Origin of the sequence: Macromonas nakdongensis, from assembly GCF_002837145.1 — a bacterium.
GTDB lineage: Bacteria > Pseudomonadota > Gammaproteobacteria > Burkholderiales > Burkholderiaceae_C > Macromonas_B > Macromonas_B nakdongensis.
Genome location: NZ_NWMV01000052.1, coordinates 39,155 through 53,889 on the forward strand (window position 1 = coordinate 39,155; position 14,735 = coordinate 53,889).

Genomic DNA, 14,735 nt, shown 5'->3' on the forward strand with positions numbered 1-14,735 from the left:
TCACCCGTTGCGCATGCCGGCCACGCGCAGTTGGCGGGCCACGTCGACCCCGAACTGCATGGCGGTTTCGCGCCGGCCGCTGGCCGGCATGGGCACGCTGATGCTGATGTTGGTCACGCGGGGCGAGGCGCTGAGGCCCTGCCCCTTGGTGTGGTCCACCACGGTTTCGCGGGGGTGCAGCAGGGCCAGGTAGCCGCCCTTGCCGTCCAGCCCGCCCGTGCGTGGGCCGCTGCCGGTGTAGCCACCGCCGTCGAAGCGGGCGAAGTTGTTGTTCAGGGCCAAGAAGTTGTCCAGGCTGTTGCCGCCCATCGCGCTGGCCACGGCTGCGGTGCCACTGGTGCCGAACAGCCCGCCCACCAGCCCGCCGATCAGGCCCATGGCGCCGCCCGAGCCACCGGCCAGGCCCAGCGCGTTGCTGATCTGCTGCTTGATGATGATGCGGGTGATGTCGGCCACGATGCTGTTGGCCAGGCTGGTGAAGTCCAGCTTGCCGGTGGTCACGAACTTGACCAGTGCATCTTCCATGCCTTGCATGGCGCTGCTGACCGCAGATTCGGTCTGGGCGAACACGTTGGCGGCGTCGGCACGGTAGTTGGCCAGGGCCTCCGAGGCGCCCAACGCCCAATTGCCCTGTGCCTCGGTCAGGCGCTGGTAGTAGTCGCGGTAGGAATCGGTGGAGCGCGCCTGGAAGTCGTTGATGATCGCCAGCCGGGCTTCGTACTGAGCCCGGGCCTCGGCGGTGAACTTGCCCTCGAACTCCAGCAGGGCGCGCTGGTTTTCCAGTTCGGCACGCTGGCTGACGTAGCGGTCCTCGATCTGGTTGAGGCCCTGCTGCAGCCCCCGTGCCTGCTTGCCCATTCCTTGCATTTGCAGCTCGCGTTCCTGCTGCTGCTGCACGGTGTTGAAGTAGTCCTGCTGCGCCTGGCGGGCAGCCACCAGAGCGGCTGTTTTGGCCTGGATGGCGGCGGTTTCCTGAATGCCCATCACCACCGCCTGGGTGGCGGCGCTGGCTTCCAGCTTGGCGATCTGGGCCTTGTTCTCCAGCACCTTGCGATCGCGGTCGATCGCATCGCTGCCCTTGAGCTGCTGCTGCGCCAGGCGGGTGTTTTCCGCCTCCAGGGCGGCCACCTGCAGGCGGGTGGTTTCCTCCAGCAGGCGGCGCTTTTCGGCGTGGTAGGCCGTTTCGTTGGCCAAGCCCGCGCTGCGCATGGCCTCCAGAATGCGTTCGGCGTTGCCCAGGGCGTCCACACTGGCCGCGGCCGACTGCTGGATGCCCGCCAGGTCCAGGCCCAACTGGCTGCGGGCGTCCTGGCGTGAGGTGTCGCGGGGTTTGCGCGGCTTGTCGGCATAGCTTGCTCGGATTTGCTGCGAGCGCTCCCGAGCCTCTTCGGCCGAAATGATTTTCTGGGCCCGCAACTGCTCCACGGCGGCCAGGTCCTGCTGCAACCGCTTTTCCTGGCTGAGGTAGCGCACCCCGTCCTGCTGGAATTTGATGCGCGCCTGGTCGCGCTTGACCTGATCGGCTTGCTGGGCGGCGGCTGTTTGCTGCACCCCGACCAGCTCCCGCAATCCCGCCACCTGGTTGCGCAGGCCCGCCTCGCCACCAAACTGGGACACCGCCGCCGTCATTTCGGTGGTGCGCCGGCCGGGCAAGGTGTTCTCCCAGTCGGCCAGCAGCTTCTGGGCCTTGGCCAAGCGCCCCTCCAGCGACTCCTGCCGGCCCACGTCCAGCATGCTGTCCCAGGCAGTCCCGGCCGCGGACGCCACAGCGCGCCACGCACGCTCCAGGTAGCCCAGGGACTGCACGCCGTTGCTCACGCGCTCCAGTTCGCGGCTGTACGCCGCCATGGCCACCTGGGCGGCTTCGGTAGCGCGGCCCTGGTCCTGCAAGGCCTTGACCTGCAGGTACAGCGCTTCGGTCACGAAATTGGTGCCTTCGTTGAGTTTGAGCAGCGCATCGAGCGGGGCTTTGCGCAGTTCGGCAAACTGCTTGGCGGTTTGGGCCACGGATTGACCGGTGGCCTTCTCCATGCGAATGGCTGCGGCGGCAAACTGCCCCATGCTGTCGGCACCGCCCACGCCCTGGCGTGCCAGCTCGGCAATGGCCGCGGCGGCCGACGACTGCCGCCCGGTCAGGTTGGCCACCGACTCGGCCAGGCCGTTCATCTGCCCCACGGTCAGGCCCACGGCGTTGTTGGTCAGCACCAGCGCATTGCCGAATTCCCGACTTTCCTTGCGCCCCTGCTCGAACGCGGTGTACAGGGCCACCCCCGCCGCTGCGGTGACCGTGAACGGGTTCAGCAACCCCAGCACCGCCCCGCCCAGGGCGCGCGCCGCCGGCACGATGCCGCCGAACATGTCCCTGAGCTGGCCACCCTGCTGCAGCAGCACCGTCAGCGGGGCCTGGCCGCCCTGCAGGCTGACCATGATGTCGGTCAACTGCGCGGGCACGCCGCGCATGGCGGCGGCCGTCTGGCGGGCGCTGATGCCATACGCGTTCAGCTCCGTGCGCCCCTTGGCCGTCACGGCCGCCACTTGCTGCTGCTTGATGCCCACCGCGTCCAACTGCTCCAGCAGGGGACGGTACTGCCCCACGTCAATGCCGCGTTGCTGGGCCAGCGTCTCGTAGTACTTGCTGGTGGAGCGCGACCCAGCCTCTGCCGCCGCAATGGTGCGCTGCAGGCTGTTCACCCAGTTGGCTTCCGCCCGCTTGACCTTGGCGCTGGCACGCTCAGCCCCCTCGCCCACGCCGTCCATGCCTTTGCTGGCCTGCTCGCCGGCGTTCCCGGCGGCCTTGCCCAGGTCGGCCAACGACTTTTTCGCGCGGCCAACGCCGGTTTCCACGCCCGTGGCGTCGGCAGAGATGGCAAGCTGGGCATCAAGGTCAGCCATGGTCGTCTTCTTTCTCGGGGGTTCCGTGGATCTCTTTCAGCGCGGCGCGCTCCATGGTCCGAAGGTCTTCAAACACATCGGGCCACTTGGCGCGGGGCACTCGGGTCAGGCGCAGCACGGTGGGCAGCGCGTTGTAGTCCAGGCCGGTGGCGCCTTCCATGCCCACCCGCCACTGGGTTTCCATGGCCTGGAACACGCCCACCACAGGCAGGTTTTCGGGCCAGACCTCTACCGGGTCGGCCTCGTAGTCCTCTTCGGTGAATCCCGCCGCCACCTCGGGCTTCTTGCGGTAGAGCGCCCGAGCAGCGGCCGTCAGTTTTTTTCGCGGCCCACGCGCGACAGGCGCACGTACGTCTGGTACACGTTGATGGGCGTGCCCGGGTGCTCCACCAGCAGCACGCGCACGTTGGCGGGCGTGAACGGCTCCTGAAGCTCCCAACCCACCGCGCAAGACATGACCATGCGCACGTCGGCATCTGTCGGGCTTTCGCCCGGCACCACTTCGGCGTGCTCCAGGTCGGCCACCCATTTGTCCAGCGCGTCGCGGTCGCGGTAGGTGAAGGTGAACGCCACCTCGTCGGGGGCGCGGTCGGGCGACGGAACCAGCACCGTGCCGGTGAATTCGGACTTGGGCGCCAGGGTGAGCAGGGACTTTTGGGGCATGGTGTGAAGGCGGAGGTGTGGTGGTGATGACGACCGGGGCCGCGCGGCGTCGGCCCCGGGCCGGCTTACTCGGCAGAGCCGTAGCGGGTGATGCGGTTGTTGCCGTTGAACACCACGGTCACGCTGTTGATCTGGCCGCTCTGCAGGCTGACGGACTCGTTCAGCGCCACGGTGCAGGGCAGGAACAGGCGCGCGCCGTTGCGGGTGCGCATCTTCATCACGGTGTCGGTCTGCACATCGGTCAGCTGCTGCAGCGCGGTGTAGCCGGCGGTGCCGATGGAGTCGGCATCCAGCGTCAGGGTGTAGCTGGTGGCCGAGAAGCCGTCGTTGATGGAGTAATCCACATCGCTTTCGATGTAGTTGTAGTCCACGTTGCGCGGTTCGCCGCCGTTGGACTGGGCCGCCGTGACCTTGCTGATCTGGGTCAGCGTGGTGACCTCGCGCACCGTGCCCACGCCCTCACCGGGGTAGAAAAAGTCGGTGTTGCTGGTGTCGCCACGCTTGAGCACGAAGGTGTCGGTGGTCACGCTCTTGACCTCGAACACACGCTTGTCCAGCCGGCCCCAGCCGCTGGAGATTTCCACCAGGTCGCCGTTGGCGTAGCCGTGGCCGGCGCAGGTGACCACCGCTTCGGCGGCGTTGGTGACGATGGTGGCGGCCTGGGCCGCGCCGAACGCGGTGGCCACGTGGAACGTGGTGCCTTTGGGGAGTTGTGCCATGTTGAGGGCCTTTCAATGAAAAAAGCCCGCGGTGCGGGCGTTGGGTTGCGTGCCCTCATCGGGCGGGGAGCTGGCCCAGGCTTGCGCCCGGGCCGAACGGGGTGGCGGCTCGGTTACCGGGCCGCCCAAATCAGGAAGTCCTGGCGCGCGCCGCGCAGCCGGGTTTCGGGGTCTGCCGTGGCCACCAGGGCGCCGGCAGATTCGGTGTCGAACGCGGTGGCCTGCACCAGCGCGTCTTCCACCTGCAGGGCCAGGGCATTGGCTGCCAGCCGGGTGTCGGCCCAGCACGCCACCTGCATGCGAGCACCGCGCCCATCGGGCACGGTCTTTTCCAGGTAGTTGGGCGACGGCCCGCCCACCTGCTGGTACACGATGTACGGCCGCGCCGCGTTGTCGGGCGCGAAGTCGGGGTACACCCGCCCGCCCGCCAGCGGCGACAGCACGGCGGTCAGATCGGCTTCCAGGCTCATTGGATCACCTGCCCTACCTTGGCCACCCATTCGGCCTTGGCCTGCTGGAGGGCGTCATTGCGGCGGGCGTCAAACGCGGGCCGCAGGAATGGATGCGCCGGCGCCCGGCTGGTGCCGAACTCCACCATGAAGCCGTAGGGCGCCTTCTGGTGGTTCCAGGCAATGTGGTACGTCACGCGGTCGTAGCCCTGGCCGTGGCCCTGGCTGTTGTCCTTGGAAAACACCTGGTAGATCGAGTCGCGCAGCGTGCCGGGGGCGAACAGGTAGCGCTGCCCGGTCTTTTTGTAGGAGGTGCCGTAGAAGAAGTGCGGGGCCTCCGACACCGGGCAGCGCAGCCGTGCTTCCTGGTACAGCACCTCGGCACCGGCCTGCGCGGCGGGGCGCACGGCGCTGCGCGAGGCGGCCAGCATGGCGTCCAGCTTGGCCTGGGCCTTGCTGTCGTCAAACGCCACCTTGATCGAGCGCTTAGCCATGCCGCACCTCGCACACCAGGTCCACAAATTCGCGCCGCTGCAGGTCGGGCTTGACGGCCATCACCTCGTACACCGTAGCGCCATGCACCACCCGCATGGCGGCGGTCACATCGGTCCGCCAGCGGATGCGGATGCTCGCCCGCACCACCGAGGTTTCCCGGTCGGCTTTGACCGACTCCAGGCCGCTGCCCAGGGCAATGTTGGCCCACACGGCGGCCAGCTCGGTCCAGGCGCCCGTGGGCTGGCCTGCTGCGTCCACGCCAGCGGCGCGGTACTGCAAGGCGATGCGCTGGTTCAGCGGGCCGGCACGCATCACACCCCCCACACCTTGTAAGGGTCCAGCAGCCCATCGGCAAAGTGCTGGGGCACCACGGGCTTGTCGGCGCTGCGCTCGCGCTGGTGGTACAGGTCGCCAATGGCCAGCAGCACCCAGTGCCGGATCGGCGCCGGCACGCTGGCGGCCGTGGCGCCGTAGCCGGCGGTGTAGGTCACGGTCACCGCACCGGGGCGGTGGGCCTGGGTGCTGGGCCAGGCGCCACCGGGCGGCAGGGCCAGCTCGTGGCCCAGGGGCGTGGCCGCCAGCAGGTAGTCGGTGTCGGGCATGGTCTGCAGGGCGCCGTCCGCGTCCAGGTACTGCACCTGCGTGACCGACAGCACCGGCGCCATGGGCAGCTCCAGCGCCCGGCCGCACGCCGGGAAGGCATCGGCCAGCAAGCGCCACGGGGTGCTGACCAGGGTGCGCTGCAGCCGGTCCTCGGCCGTCACGCGCGCCACCTCGATCAGCGCCGTGATGTAGCTGTCCTCGTCCGCCAGGTCCACGCGCAGGTGCGCCTTGGCCTCGGCCAGCGTCACCGGGGCGGCGGCGGGGGTGCCGGTACGGGTCACGTTCAACGTCATAGTCATTTGCACCTTTAGGTCATCGGTACGCGGCCAAGTCACTAGACCGTCCACGATGCCGCTGCTGTTGCAAGCGACGGAGCAATGGCTGCATGGCCTGTCGGGTTCGGATGCACACCGTCTCCCGTCCTGCCGCCAATGATGCGATCTGTCAGCGTTGCATCTGCCCAGTTCGGTGCAATGTCCAGCAACGCATCGAGTCCGTTCGTCCCAACTTCAGCCAGAAGCAGCGTATTCAATGGGTCTTTGTAGGAGCCGCCTGTTTCAAAGCCTGCCAATGGTGTCATGTTGGCCGGAGTCGCCCACCCATCCGTCGATGTTGGGCAGCGGTTGGCGCAAAGTTGCTGCGTTACGTGCGTCACGCCAGCCGCCTTTGCTGCCGCCCAAATAGATCGGTAAGCCGTCATTGTTTGGGCGGGTGTTCGGCTTTGTGAGCCGTCATTGCTGCCAAGTTCGCAAATGAAATGCGTTGCGTATGCCCACACCTTTGCTTGCTTTGTCGTGTTTCCGACAGCTTGATGTGCGGCAGTGCCACCGTATGCTTGACGCGCCCACCCAATAGCGCGACCGCTTCCAACGTTGTAAAGACCGCGTGGATAGAAGCCTCCTCCGTTGCCGCCATAACCTGGGTTGTCTGCCTGTCCAGTGACCAACGAAGAACCGAACAGAATTGCAGAAGGCTGCGGGGTCTTAAATCTGCCAAGAACGCATGACGGGAAATACAGCGTAGATGTGCTTGATCCACCTCCTGGGACGGTGAGTGCGCCACCTGTGCCAACAGCCGTCGCAGTCGTTGGGCCAAACCATCCGCCCTCGTCGCTGCCTGACTCTGCGTTTTGTCCTGAAGATGATATGGTGCGAATGAAGTTCTGCCCAACAGTCGCAACAGTGACTTCGCTGACGCAATAAACATCAGTACCAGCCGGTATTTCAGTCAACCCGAAAGCACTGGCAGGGATTTCGTCGCACAGTTGCAAGTCTTTGCCTGCCGTCAGCAAAACAGACGAAACACCAGAGAACGTAGCCACCACAACTGGCGTGGGCGCTCCCGGTATTTCAAAATGCGCCTGCAACGTCATGTCATTGGTGTTGTTCGTTTCGACGCGAGTACCGCTGATGTAGTAGTTTTGCCAACCACCACAGACGGTTTTCAAAGCGGCCCCACCAGTTCGATGGCGAGAACGCGAGGCAAAACGAGTTCTTCCGCTGGACGATGCAATCGTTGTGGTCGGAGATTCGCCGCGTGTTGCTGCAATGGTTAGAGCCTGCACACCGGACCCGCCAGAGCGCAACGCCGTCAGCCCCAATTTCCCAAGCCCCAGCCCAAACATCGCGTCAGCCCTGGATCACGGCCAGCTTGTGGCCCGGCGCCACGCCGAAATACTCGGTCTGCCCTTCGGCCAGGCGCATGCTGCTGGTCGTGGCCGTGGGGTTATCCCCAAACGCCACATGGCACGCCACCTGGGCATGCAGCCGCACCAGTCGGGTCGCAACGTTGAAAGCCGCGCTCTGCTGCGTGCTGCCGGTCAGGGTCAGGGCTTGTTCGGCCACACCTGGCACGGCAACCATGGGCGACAGGCCGCCGCGGCTGTTTTCGTACTGGCCGGCAAATTCGGTGATTCGCAGCATGGTGATTCCTGTGTTCAGGCGGTGGTGATGTCACCAGCCGTCGGCGGGTCAACCTCAGGGGGCTGGGTGGGGTCATCGTCCTGGCCATCAGCCGTGTCGGTGCCGTCGCCCTTGGTCTCGGGCGCGCCGGGCGCAGCCTTGGTGCTGCGGGCCTCGCGCACTTTCTGGCCCCACTTTTCCTGCAGCAGCACGTCAATCAGGGCTTGGTCTTCGGTCTCCACCTCGGTGCCGGCGTGGTACTCCACCACGTCGCAGCCACGGTGCGCAAACGCAAAGGTTTTGGTGATCTTGAACTTGGGCATGTCTTGCTCCGGTTGGGCAGGGCCCGGCCCACAGGCCAGGCCCCGCCAATTCATCAGGTCGTGCCGAACTTCAGCAGCTTGATGGCCTGGGAATCCACCACCATGCCGCCCACGCGCTTGGTCACGTAGAAGCCCACGTACGGCTTGTTGGTGTAGGGGTCGCGCAGCACGCGGGTGCCAATGCGGTCCACGATGGTGTAGCCACGGCGGAAGTCACCGAACGCCACCGACAGGCTGTTGGCCGCCTTGGCCGGCATGTCCTCGGCCTCGGTCAGGCCGTAGCCCAGCAGGCGGTCGGGCTGGCCAGCCTCCAGGCCCGGGCGCCACAGGTAGTTGCCCTCGGCGTCCTTGAAGGTGCGCACCTCGGCCAGCAGGCCCTTGTTCATCACCCAGCGGGCGTTGGCGCGCATGCCGGCCTTGAGCTTGTACACCAGCGCGATCAGGATGTCCGCCGGGTTGGACGCCGCCCAGCCGCCCGAGACGCCGGTGGCCAGGTGCTCCAGCGTGCCGAAGGCGCGCGCACCGTCGGCCGTGGCGGCGGTGGTGTAAGCCAGGAAGCCCTTGGGCTTCTTGGCGCCGTCACCGGTCACAAAGGCCGCGCCTTCCTTCTGGGCGAACTCCTGCGCGCATTCGTCCACGATGAACTGTTCCGCGTTGAAGAACACGTCGTCCAGCATCTGCTGGGTGGCCTGCGGGTAGGCGTAGATCTCGCCCATGAACGGGGTCACCTGCGCCATGACGCTGCTGGCCGTGGCGGTGCGGGCGTCGTCCTCGTCCACCCAGCCGCTGGCGGTGCCACGCGTGTTCACCAGCTTCTTGTAATCGCTGGTGGACACGGTACGCACGTTGGCAATCTCGCGGATGGGCGACACATCCACCATCAGGTTCAGAATGTCGCGGTCCAGCTCTTCCGGCACCGCGTAGCCGCCGTCGGCCTCGGTGGTGATGTTGTAGGCCTTCTGCTGCAGCTGGCCCAGGCCGTTGTCGTCGCCCTTGCGCAGGAACTTGCCGAAGGCCTGCTTGTGCTCGGCGCGCACCGGGTCGGTGTCGCCACCGGTGGCCGGTCGGCCCGCCTTCTTTTCCATTTCCTTGACCTGCTCTTTGATGGCGTCCATCACGTCGCTGAGCTTGCCCAGCTTGGCTTCAAAGTCGCCCACGGCTTTGGCGTCGGCCTTGGCTTCCAACCGCTTGTCGTTGGTTTCCTTGAATTCCTTGTAGGCCTTGCCCTGCTCTTCCAGCAGGCGGTTGATTTCCTTCAGGTCGATTTCGCCGCTCATGGCCATGGGCGCCACGCCAATGGCGGCCAGCACGGCCGGGTCAACCAGCGGGTAGCCAGCCAGGGCGGCAGCGGCCATCAGGGCGACCACGCCCAGGAAGGCGAAGGTCAGGTGTTTGCGGGTGAGTTGCATGTCAGTTTTCCTTTACGAGGTGAACAAAGAGGTGTTGCGCTTGAGCAGCGCGGCCATTTCGCCCAGCTCATCGGACTCGCTCCGACCCTGCAGGGACTTGATCCGGGCCAGCATGGCCACGGCTTCGCGTTTGCTGAGCCCGCCTGCCTCACGCAGGAAGGCCTCGGCATCGGCAAAAGACTGGATGGATTCGATGGACTTGACCGTGGCCACGCGCGCGGCGTCGTTGGCCGGAAAGGTCACCAGGGAAACTTCCCACAAGTCCACCTTCTTCAGGGTGCGCACGCCGCTCACGCGGTCGTAGCTGTCTTCGCGGGTGATGAAGCCGATCGACAGGCCGCTGATCGCGCCCATCTTCAGCAGCTCGTAGGCCTCGGCGCCACGGGTGGTTTTCAGGGCCAGCTTGCCTTCCACGTGCAGGCCCACGGCGTCTTCCTTCACCTCGGAATACACGCCAATGGGCTCGCCGCTGCGGTGCTGCCACAGCAGCGAAGGCGTGCGGCCCTCCAGGCTTTCCTTGAAGGCGCCGGGGGCCACCACTTCCTTGTAGCTGTCCACCACGCCAAACACCGAGCCGTATCCAGAAAAAAGGCCGTCTTCAGAGACGGCCTTCACCTTGAACGGGATGTCGAGATAGTCACGCATTGGGGCTTCCTTGGTTGTCCGGGCTCGCGGGCGAGCCGGTCAGGTTGATCGGGGTCAGCGGCTCGTCCAGGCCGTCAATCGGGTTGCGCTCCATCAGCTCGCGGGCCTCGTTGCGGGTCAACACCCCGCGCTCCACCAGGCGGCTGATGTACTCGGCCTCGTCCTTCATGGCGCCGCGCAACAGCCCGCGCTCGTGGAACTTGGTGTAGTAGCCCGCGCGCCGGTCGGCCTTGGCCAGCAGAAACGCGTTGGCCGACTGCTCGATGCGGCTGTACCAGGGCATGAGCGTGTGCACCAGGTGTGCCAGGAACATCTGTTCCGCGCTGGCGAACGTCATGGCCTTGTCGGCGTAGCCCACCATGATGGGCAGCACCCGGAAGAAGCGGCAAATCTCGCCGATCTGGTGGTTGCGCGTCTCCAGGTGCTGCATGTCCACGCCCTTGAACTGGTAGGGCGTGAACTTGGCGTTGCGGTCCAGCAGCATCGGCTTGGCCAGGTTGTGCAACCCGCCGTACTCGGTCTCCAACCACTTGCGCAAGGCCTTGTACTGGTCGGGGCTCAGCGTGCCATCCACGCTGTACAGGCCCGACGGCGCGGCGCTGTTGCTGTGCACCCGGGCGTGGTGCTCCTCGGCCGCAATGCTCAGGCCAATCGCCTCGCGGGCCAGCTTCAGCACGCTCAGGCCCTCGAAGCCATTCCAGGTCGGGCCGCGCACCGCCCAAATCGCCTCGGCCGGGAAGTCCTGCACACGGCCGTTGGGCGCGTGCACCCGGTAGGTCAGGCCGTAGTTGTCGGCCTGCTTGGGCTCCACCTGTCCCGCAGGCAGCGGCAGCAGCTCCAACACGCGGCCCTTGGCATCGCGGTTCACAAAACAGTGGCCGGCCCCACACAGGGCGGCGTGCCACACCATCAGCTCGCGCAGGTCGAACGAGGTCATCCAGTCGTTCGGCTGGTGGGCCAGCACATCGTAGGTCGGGTGGTCGGTGGCGGCCTCCAGCATGCGGCCGCGCTTGTGCATCACCTTGAACGGCACCTGGGCCACCCCCTCGCCCAGCACCCGCAAGCAGCCGAACACCGTGGCCACCTGCAACGCCTGCACCCGACCCACCCGCACACCGGACTTGACCGGCGTGCTCAGGCCGAAGTCCTTGGCCAAGTCCACAATGTTGTAGGACTTGCGACCAAACAGACGTTCCAAGAAGTTCACGATTCAGTTTCCCAGAAGGATTTTTCTTGAGTGGCCATGGCGCAAGAGCTGCCCACCGCCATCACCGCCGCCACCATCAAATCAATTCGGCCAGTGGCCTTTTCCTTGCTCAGCTTTCGGTTCTCAGCATCGTCGCTCACCGTCACCGCATTGGCCGCGCACCAGGTGAACACCGGGTTCCCCGGATGCACCACATCGCCATTCAGCAACGCTGTCTCAAACGCCTCGATGGCCGGGCTCATGTCGCGGTAGCCCTGGCCGTAAGGCACCATCTCGGGCAACGCAATGTCGTTGTCAGCCGCCAACGCCTTCAAATCCTCAATCCGCCAACGGTCATACGCCACCGACTGCAGATCAAAAAACTCGCCCAACTCCACCAGCCGCTTCAGCACCGCCAGCTTGCTGATCGCCCGGCCAGGCGTTGTCTCCAGGTAGCCCGCCGCCCGCCACGCCGTGTACGGCACCCGGTCCTTGTCCTCCTTGCGGTCCAGATCCTCCTCGGGCAGCCAGCCAAACGGCACCAGCCGCCACGGCTCGCCCTCGGCCTCGGGTTCCACGTACAACACCAGCCCAGTCAAGTCCGTGGTGCTGGACAAATCGAGCCCGGCCCAAGCCCGGCGCCCGCGCAGCTCGCGCCAATCGAACTCGCGTTGCACACCCAGCCACACATCGGCGCTGATCCATGGGTTCGCCGCATCCGTCCACTGGCAAAAATTCAAGCGGCGCACCAGCGCCTCTTTGCCCGGCATGCCGCGCGCCTCCGTCACCTGCTCGCGCAGGTACTTCATCCCTGGCAGGTCCGAGCCCTGCAGGCTCGGGTTCGCTTTTGGCCAGCACGACTCATCGCGCACCGGATCGTCGCCCTCGTCCAGGGCACACACAAACCCGAAAAACGCGTCGTCCGTCAACATCCGGGCGCACACCTTCACGGCGTAATCGTGGTACTGCCACCCCGGCCCGGTCTTGTTTGCCCCGCTGTTCGTGATCATCAAGATCAGCGCCTGGCGCCGGCTCTTGGTGCCCGCCCGCTGCATCTCGATCACCGTGTTGTTGCGGTGCTCATGCACCTCGTCAACCAGCGAAATGTGCGGGCGCGGCCCACTCTGCCCATCGTCGGCACTGATGGGCCGGAAAAAACTCCCCTTTTCCAGGTACGCCAGGTTCCAGACGTTCTCTCCTGTACCACTGCTCTTGAGCCGTTGATTCAGCGCCGGAGACTGCTGCCACATGGCCACAGCATCCCGAAACAGCACCATGGCCTGGTCCTTTTTGGTCGCTGCGGCGTAAATCTCGGCACGCGGCTCACCATCGGCCACCAGGCCATACATCCCAATGCCGGCCGCCAGCGGGCTCTTGCCGCTGCCCTTGCCCGTCTCGATGTAGGCCACCCGGAACCGGCGCCACCCATCAGCACCCTTCCAGCCGAACAGCGACCCCACAATGAACTGCTGCCAATCCAGCAAAACAAAAGGCGAGCCCTCGAACTCACCACCGTTCAACCGCAGCACATCCCGGAAAAACCCGATGGCCCGGGCGGCCGAGGCCGCATCAAAAGTCAAACCTCGCGCGGGCCCGTCCTGCAAATCATCCAAGTGCCGCTTGCCCGCGTCGCGCACATGCGGCCCAGCGATCTTCTCGCCACCACACACCGCCCGCGCATAGGCCGTGACCGGATCAGTGGAAGTAGGCTGCGGACGGGTCCTGCGGCTTGCCATCACTCGGGAACAATTCAGACTGCGGGTTCAGCTCAACGCGGGTGCGGTCCTGCGGGGTGCCGCCGAACTTGCCCAACCACAGCGCCATCTGCTTGCTGGCCATGCTCTTGACCATGGCCCATGGGTTCAAGTGCTCGCCCACTTCGCGCACATTTCCGTCCTCGTCTTCAGCAAACTTGGCCTTGACATCGTTGTCACCCGTCTTCACAACGGCACGCCGGTAATCGGCAGCCGATTGGCACAACGCAGCGAACGCCATCACATCCACATCCGACAGCAGCCGAGCCTTGCGGAACTTTGGGGCCTCTTGCGCCCAAACCACACGCGCTGCATCAGACAGCCATTCTGGCGGCGTCAAGTCCTGCAAGTACTCGGGGTCCGGCTCACGCTTGCCAGACGCACGCTTCCCAGGGTTGCCCATCGCCTCTTTCACGGCGCTCGGCTTCCTTGGGCGACCTGCCACACTCAACTCCAAAAAAAAAAGCGCCTGGGTCAAACCCCAAGCGCTCCAGACTCACACAACACCGAACCCCTCCCCCCTCTCCATTTCGCGGCGATGCGAAAGAAGGGAACCGGTCGGTCTAGGGGCAAAAGGCCCCGAACTTTTCCACCCCCCTTACCTTCTGGCCGCGATGGCCTCAGCCCACGGGTGCTTCGGGTCAACGGGGATTCCGTCCAGCCGGCAGCCCTGCAACACGCCGGACTTTTCCAGCCGCTGCTTCGCGCCGTCATGGCACCGCTTGCAAAGGCTTTGCCAGTTCGACCTATCCCAGAACTTGCCCATGTCGCCACGGTGGGGCTCGATGTGATCGACCACCGTGGCAGGAACGATGCGGCCCAGGTCTTGGTGCATCTTGCACAAGGGATGCGAGCGCAAGAAACCTTCGCGGGCCTTTTGCCACCGTGAACCGTAACCACGGGTGGCGCTGCTCTCACGGTCGAACTTTGATGGGGGCTGGGCCATGAATGCAAAAGGCCCCTGCTGCTGCAGAGGCCCTGTGGTTTGGACGCAGCTGCGCCCTCGGGAATGGATTATGTCAAAAAATTCCGGCGCGGATAAGGGCTTCTTGAAATTTTTTTCTGGCCTGCCCCAGCACCAACTGCCGCTCCATCGGGCAAGCCGGCAGACGGGGGCTACTCCAAACCATGGAGCCGGTGTAGAGGTTGCGGGCCTGCACCGACAGCGCGGTGCGCCAGGGATCGGCCATGGCGTTGACGATGGCGTCTGCGGCCTCCATCTCCACGGCATCGATGTGCACGTCCAGGTTGCCATTGAAGTCGTCGTACTGGCGGCTGGTGCGGGCATGGATGCACCCAGGACTGACGCCATAGTAGCCGTTGGCGTAGGGGTCGCGCCGGCACCAGGCGTGCCACTGGCGCAGCCAGTCGTCAATGCGGGCAGCACATGCCGCGTCGCTCAGTACCATGCCGCCAACAGAAAACGATTCGAGCACGCGCATCAAAGCTCCAGGATCAGGGTTTCAGGGCAAACGCTTCAGGGCGCCCAGCACGGCGGTGCGGCTGGGGCGGGATGGGTCGCGGGCGATGAGGGCCAGGTGGCCGTCTTGCAGGTGGCGCAGGGGCCGGGCGCTGGCGACCAGCCGGGCGCAGCAGGCCACGCACTGCATGCGGTAGGCGCCGCAGGTGGGGCGCTGGGCGTGGAGGGTGCAGGCCGGGCAGGTCATGCGGGGCAGGCCAGGTGCAGGGCTTCGCG

General features: G+C 65.7%; 19 protein-coding genes. All 19 read right to left on the bottom strand.

The features are described 5' to 3' along the window. Entirely contained in the window at window positions 1-2,892 is a 2,892-nt protein-coding gene (locus CON77_RS08170) for a phage tail tape measure protein (RefSeq protein ID WP_101048674.1), read from the bottom strand. Further along, on the bottom strand, window positions 2,885-3,166 hold the full coding sequence (locus CON77_RS08175; RefSeq protein WP_101048675.1) for a DUF1799 domain-containing protein: 282 nt from the start codon (window positions 3,164-3,166) through the stop codon (window positions 2,885-2,887). The genes CON77_RS08170 and CON77_RS08175 overlap by 8 nt, the downstream gene beginning before the upstream one ends. A gap of 38 nt (window positions 3,167-3,204) precedes the next feature. Further along, on the bottom strand, window positions 3,205-3,555 hold the full coding sequence (locus CON77_RS08180; RefSeq protein WP_101048676.1) for a phage tail assembly chaperone: 351 nt from the start codon (window positions 3,553-3,555) through the stop codon (window positions 3,205-3,207). A 65-nt stretch (window positions 3,556-3,620) separates the two neighbouring features. Beyond that, entirely contained in the window at window positions 3,621-4,274 is a 654-nt protein-coding gene (locus tag CON77_RS08185) for a phage tail tube protein (protein ID WP_101048677.1), read from the bottom strand. 113 nt (window positions 4,275-4,387) lie between these two features. After that, on the bottom strand, window positions 4,388-4,744 hold the full coding sequence (locus CON77_RS08190) for a DUF3168 domain-containing protein (protein WP_101048678.1): 357 nt from the start codon (window positions 4,742-4,744) through the stop codon (window positions 4,388-4,390). Then, the gene (locus tag CON77_RS08195; RefSeq protein ID WP_101048679.1) at window positions 4,741-5,217 is read right to left on the bottom strand and encodes an HK97-gp10 family putative phage morphogenesis protein; all 477 of its coding nucleotides are present in this window, start codon (window positions 5,215-5,217) and stop codon (window positions 4,741-4,743) included. Before CON77_RS08195 ends, CON77_RS08190 begins: the two co-directional genes overlap by 4 nt. Next, window positions 5,210-5,530: a phage head closure protein gene (locus CON77_RS08200; RefSeq protein WP_101048691.1), complete on the bottom strand. Its 321-nt coding sequence runs from the start codon at window positions 5,528-5,530 to the stop codon at window positions 5,210-5,212. Before CON77_RS08200 ends, CON77_RS08195 begins: the two co-directional genes overlap by 8 nt. After that, complete coding sequence (locus CON77_RS08205) at window positions 5,530-6,120, bottom strand: head-tail connector protein (RefSeq protein WP_101048680.1); 591 nt, start codon at window positions 6,118-6,120, stop codon at window positions 5,530-5,532. The genes CON77_RS08200 and CON77_RS08205 overlap by 1 nt, the downstream gene beginning before the upstream one ends. Before the next feature lie 35 nt (window positions 6,121-6,155). After that, complete coding sequence (locus CON77_RS15145) at window positions 6,156-7,268, bottom strand: SGNH/GDSL hydrolase family protein (protein WP_157826880.1); 1,113 nt, start codon at window positions 7,266-7,268, stop codon at window positions 6,156-6,158. A gap of 181 nt (window positions 7,269-7,449) precedes the next feature. After that, on the bottom strand, window positions 7,450-7,743 hold the full coding sequence (locus tag CON77_RS08210) for a hypothetical protein (RefSeq protein ID WP_101048681.1): 294 nt from the start codon (window positions 7,741-7,743) through the stop codon (window positions 7,450-7,452). A gap of 14 nt (window positions 7,744-7,757) precedes the next feature. After that, entirely contained in the window at window positions 7,758-8,045 is a 288-nt protein-coding gene (locus CON77_RS08215; RefSeq protein WP_157826881.1) for a hypothetical protein, read from the bottom strand. A 53-nt stretch (window positions 8,046-8,098) separates the two neighbouring features. Continuing rightward, window positions 8,099-9,454: a phage major capsid protein gene (locus CON77_RS08220; protein WP_198552312.1), complete on the bottom strand. Its 1,356-nt coding sequence runs from the start codon at window positions 9,452-9,454 to the stop codon at window positions 8,099-8,101. 12 nt (window positions 9,455-9,466) lie between these two features. Continuing rightward, window positions 9,467-10,099, bottom strand: coding sequence for an HK97 family phage prohead protease (locus CON77_RS08225; protein ID WP_101048683.1), 633 nt, complete (start codon window positions 10,097-10,099; stop codon window positions 9,467-9,469). Further along, window positions 10,092-11,306: a phage portal protein gene (locus CON77_RS08230; protein WP_157826882.1), complete on the bottom strand. Its 1,215-nt coding sequence runs from the start codon at window positions 11,304-11,306 to the stop codon at window positions 10,092-10,094. Before CON77_RS08230 ends, CON77_RS08225 begins: the two co-directional genes overlap by 8 nt. Further along, entirely contained in the window at window positions 11,303-12,922 is a 1,620-nt protein-coding gene (locus CON77_RS08235; RefSeq protein ID WP_232788455.1) for a terminase large subunit, read from the bottom strand. The genes CON77_RS08230 and CON77_RS08235 overlap by 4 nt, the downstream gene beginning before the upstream one ends. Before the next feature lie 58 nt (window positions 12,923-12,980). Then, window positions 12,981-13,517, bottom strand: a complete 537-nt coding sequence (locus CON77_RS08240; RefSeq protein WP_157826883.1) for a P27 family phage terminase small subunit — start codon at window positions 13,515-13,517, stop codon at window positions 12,981-12,983. A 120-nt stretch (window positions 13,518-13,637) separates the two neighbouring features. Continuing rightward, window positions 13,638-13,985, bottom strand: a complete 348-nt coding sequence (locus CON77_RS08245; RefSeq protein WP_101048687.1) for an HNH endonuclease — start codon at window positions 13,983-13,985, stop codon at window positions 13,638-13,640. Window positions 13,986-14,058: 73 nt separating this feature from the next. Beyond that, window positions 14,059-14,481: a hypothetical protein gene (locus CON77_RS08250; protein ID WP_101048688.1), complete on the bottom strand. Its 423-nt coding sequence runs from the start codon at window positions 14,479-14,481 to the stop codon at window positions 14,059-14,061. Window positions 14,482-14,502: 21 nt separating this feature from the next. Continuing rightward, the coding region (locus CON77_RS08255; RefSeq protein ID WP_198552313.1) for a hypothetical protein at window positions 14,503-14,735 on the bottom strand (233 nt) is incomplete at its 5' end.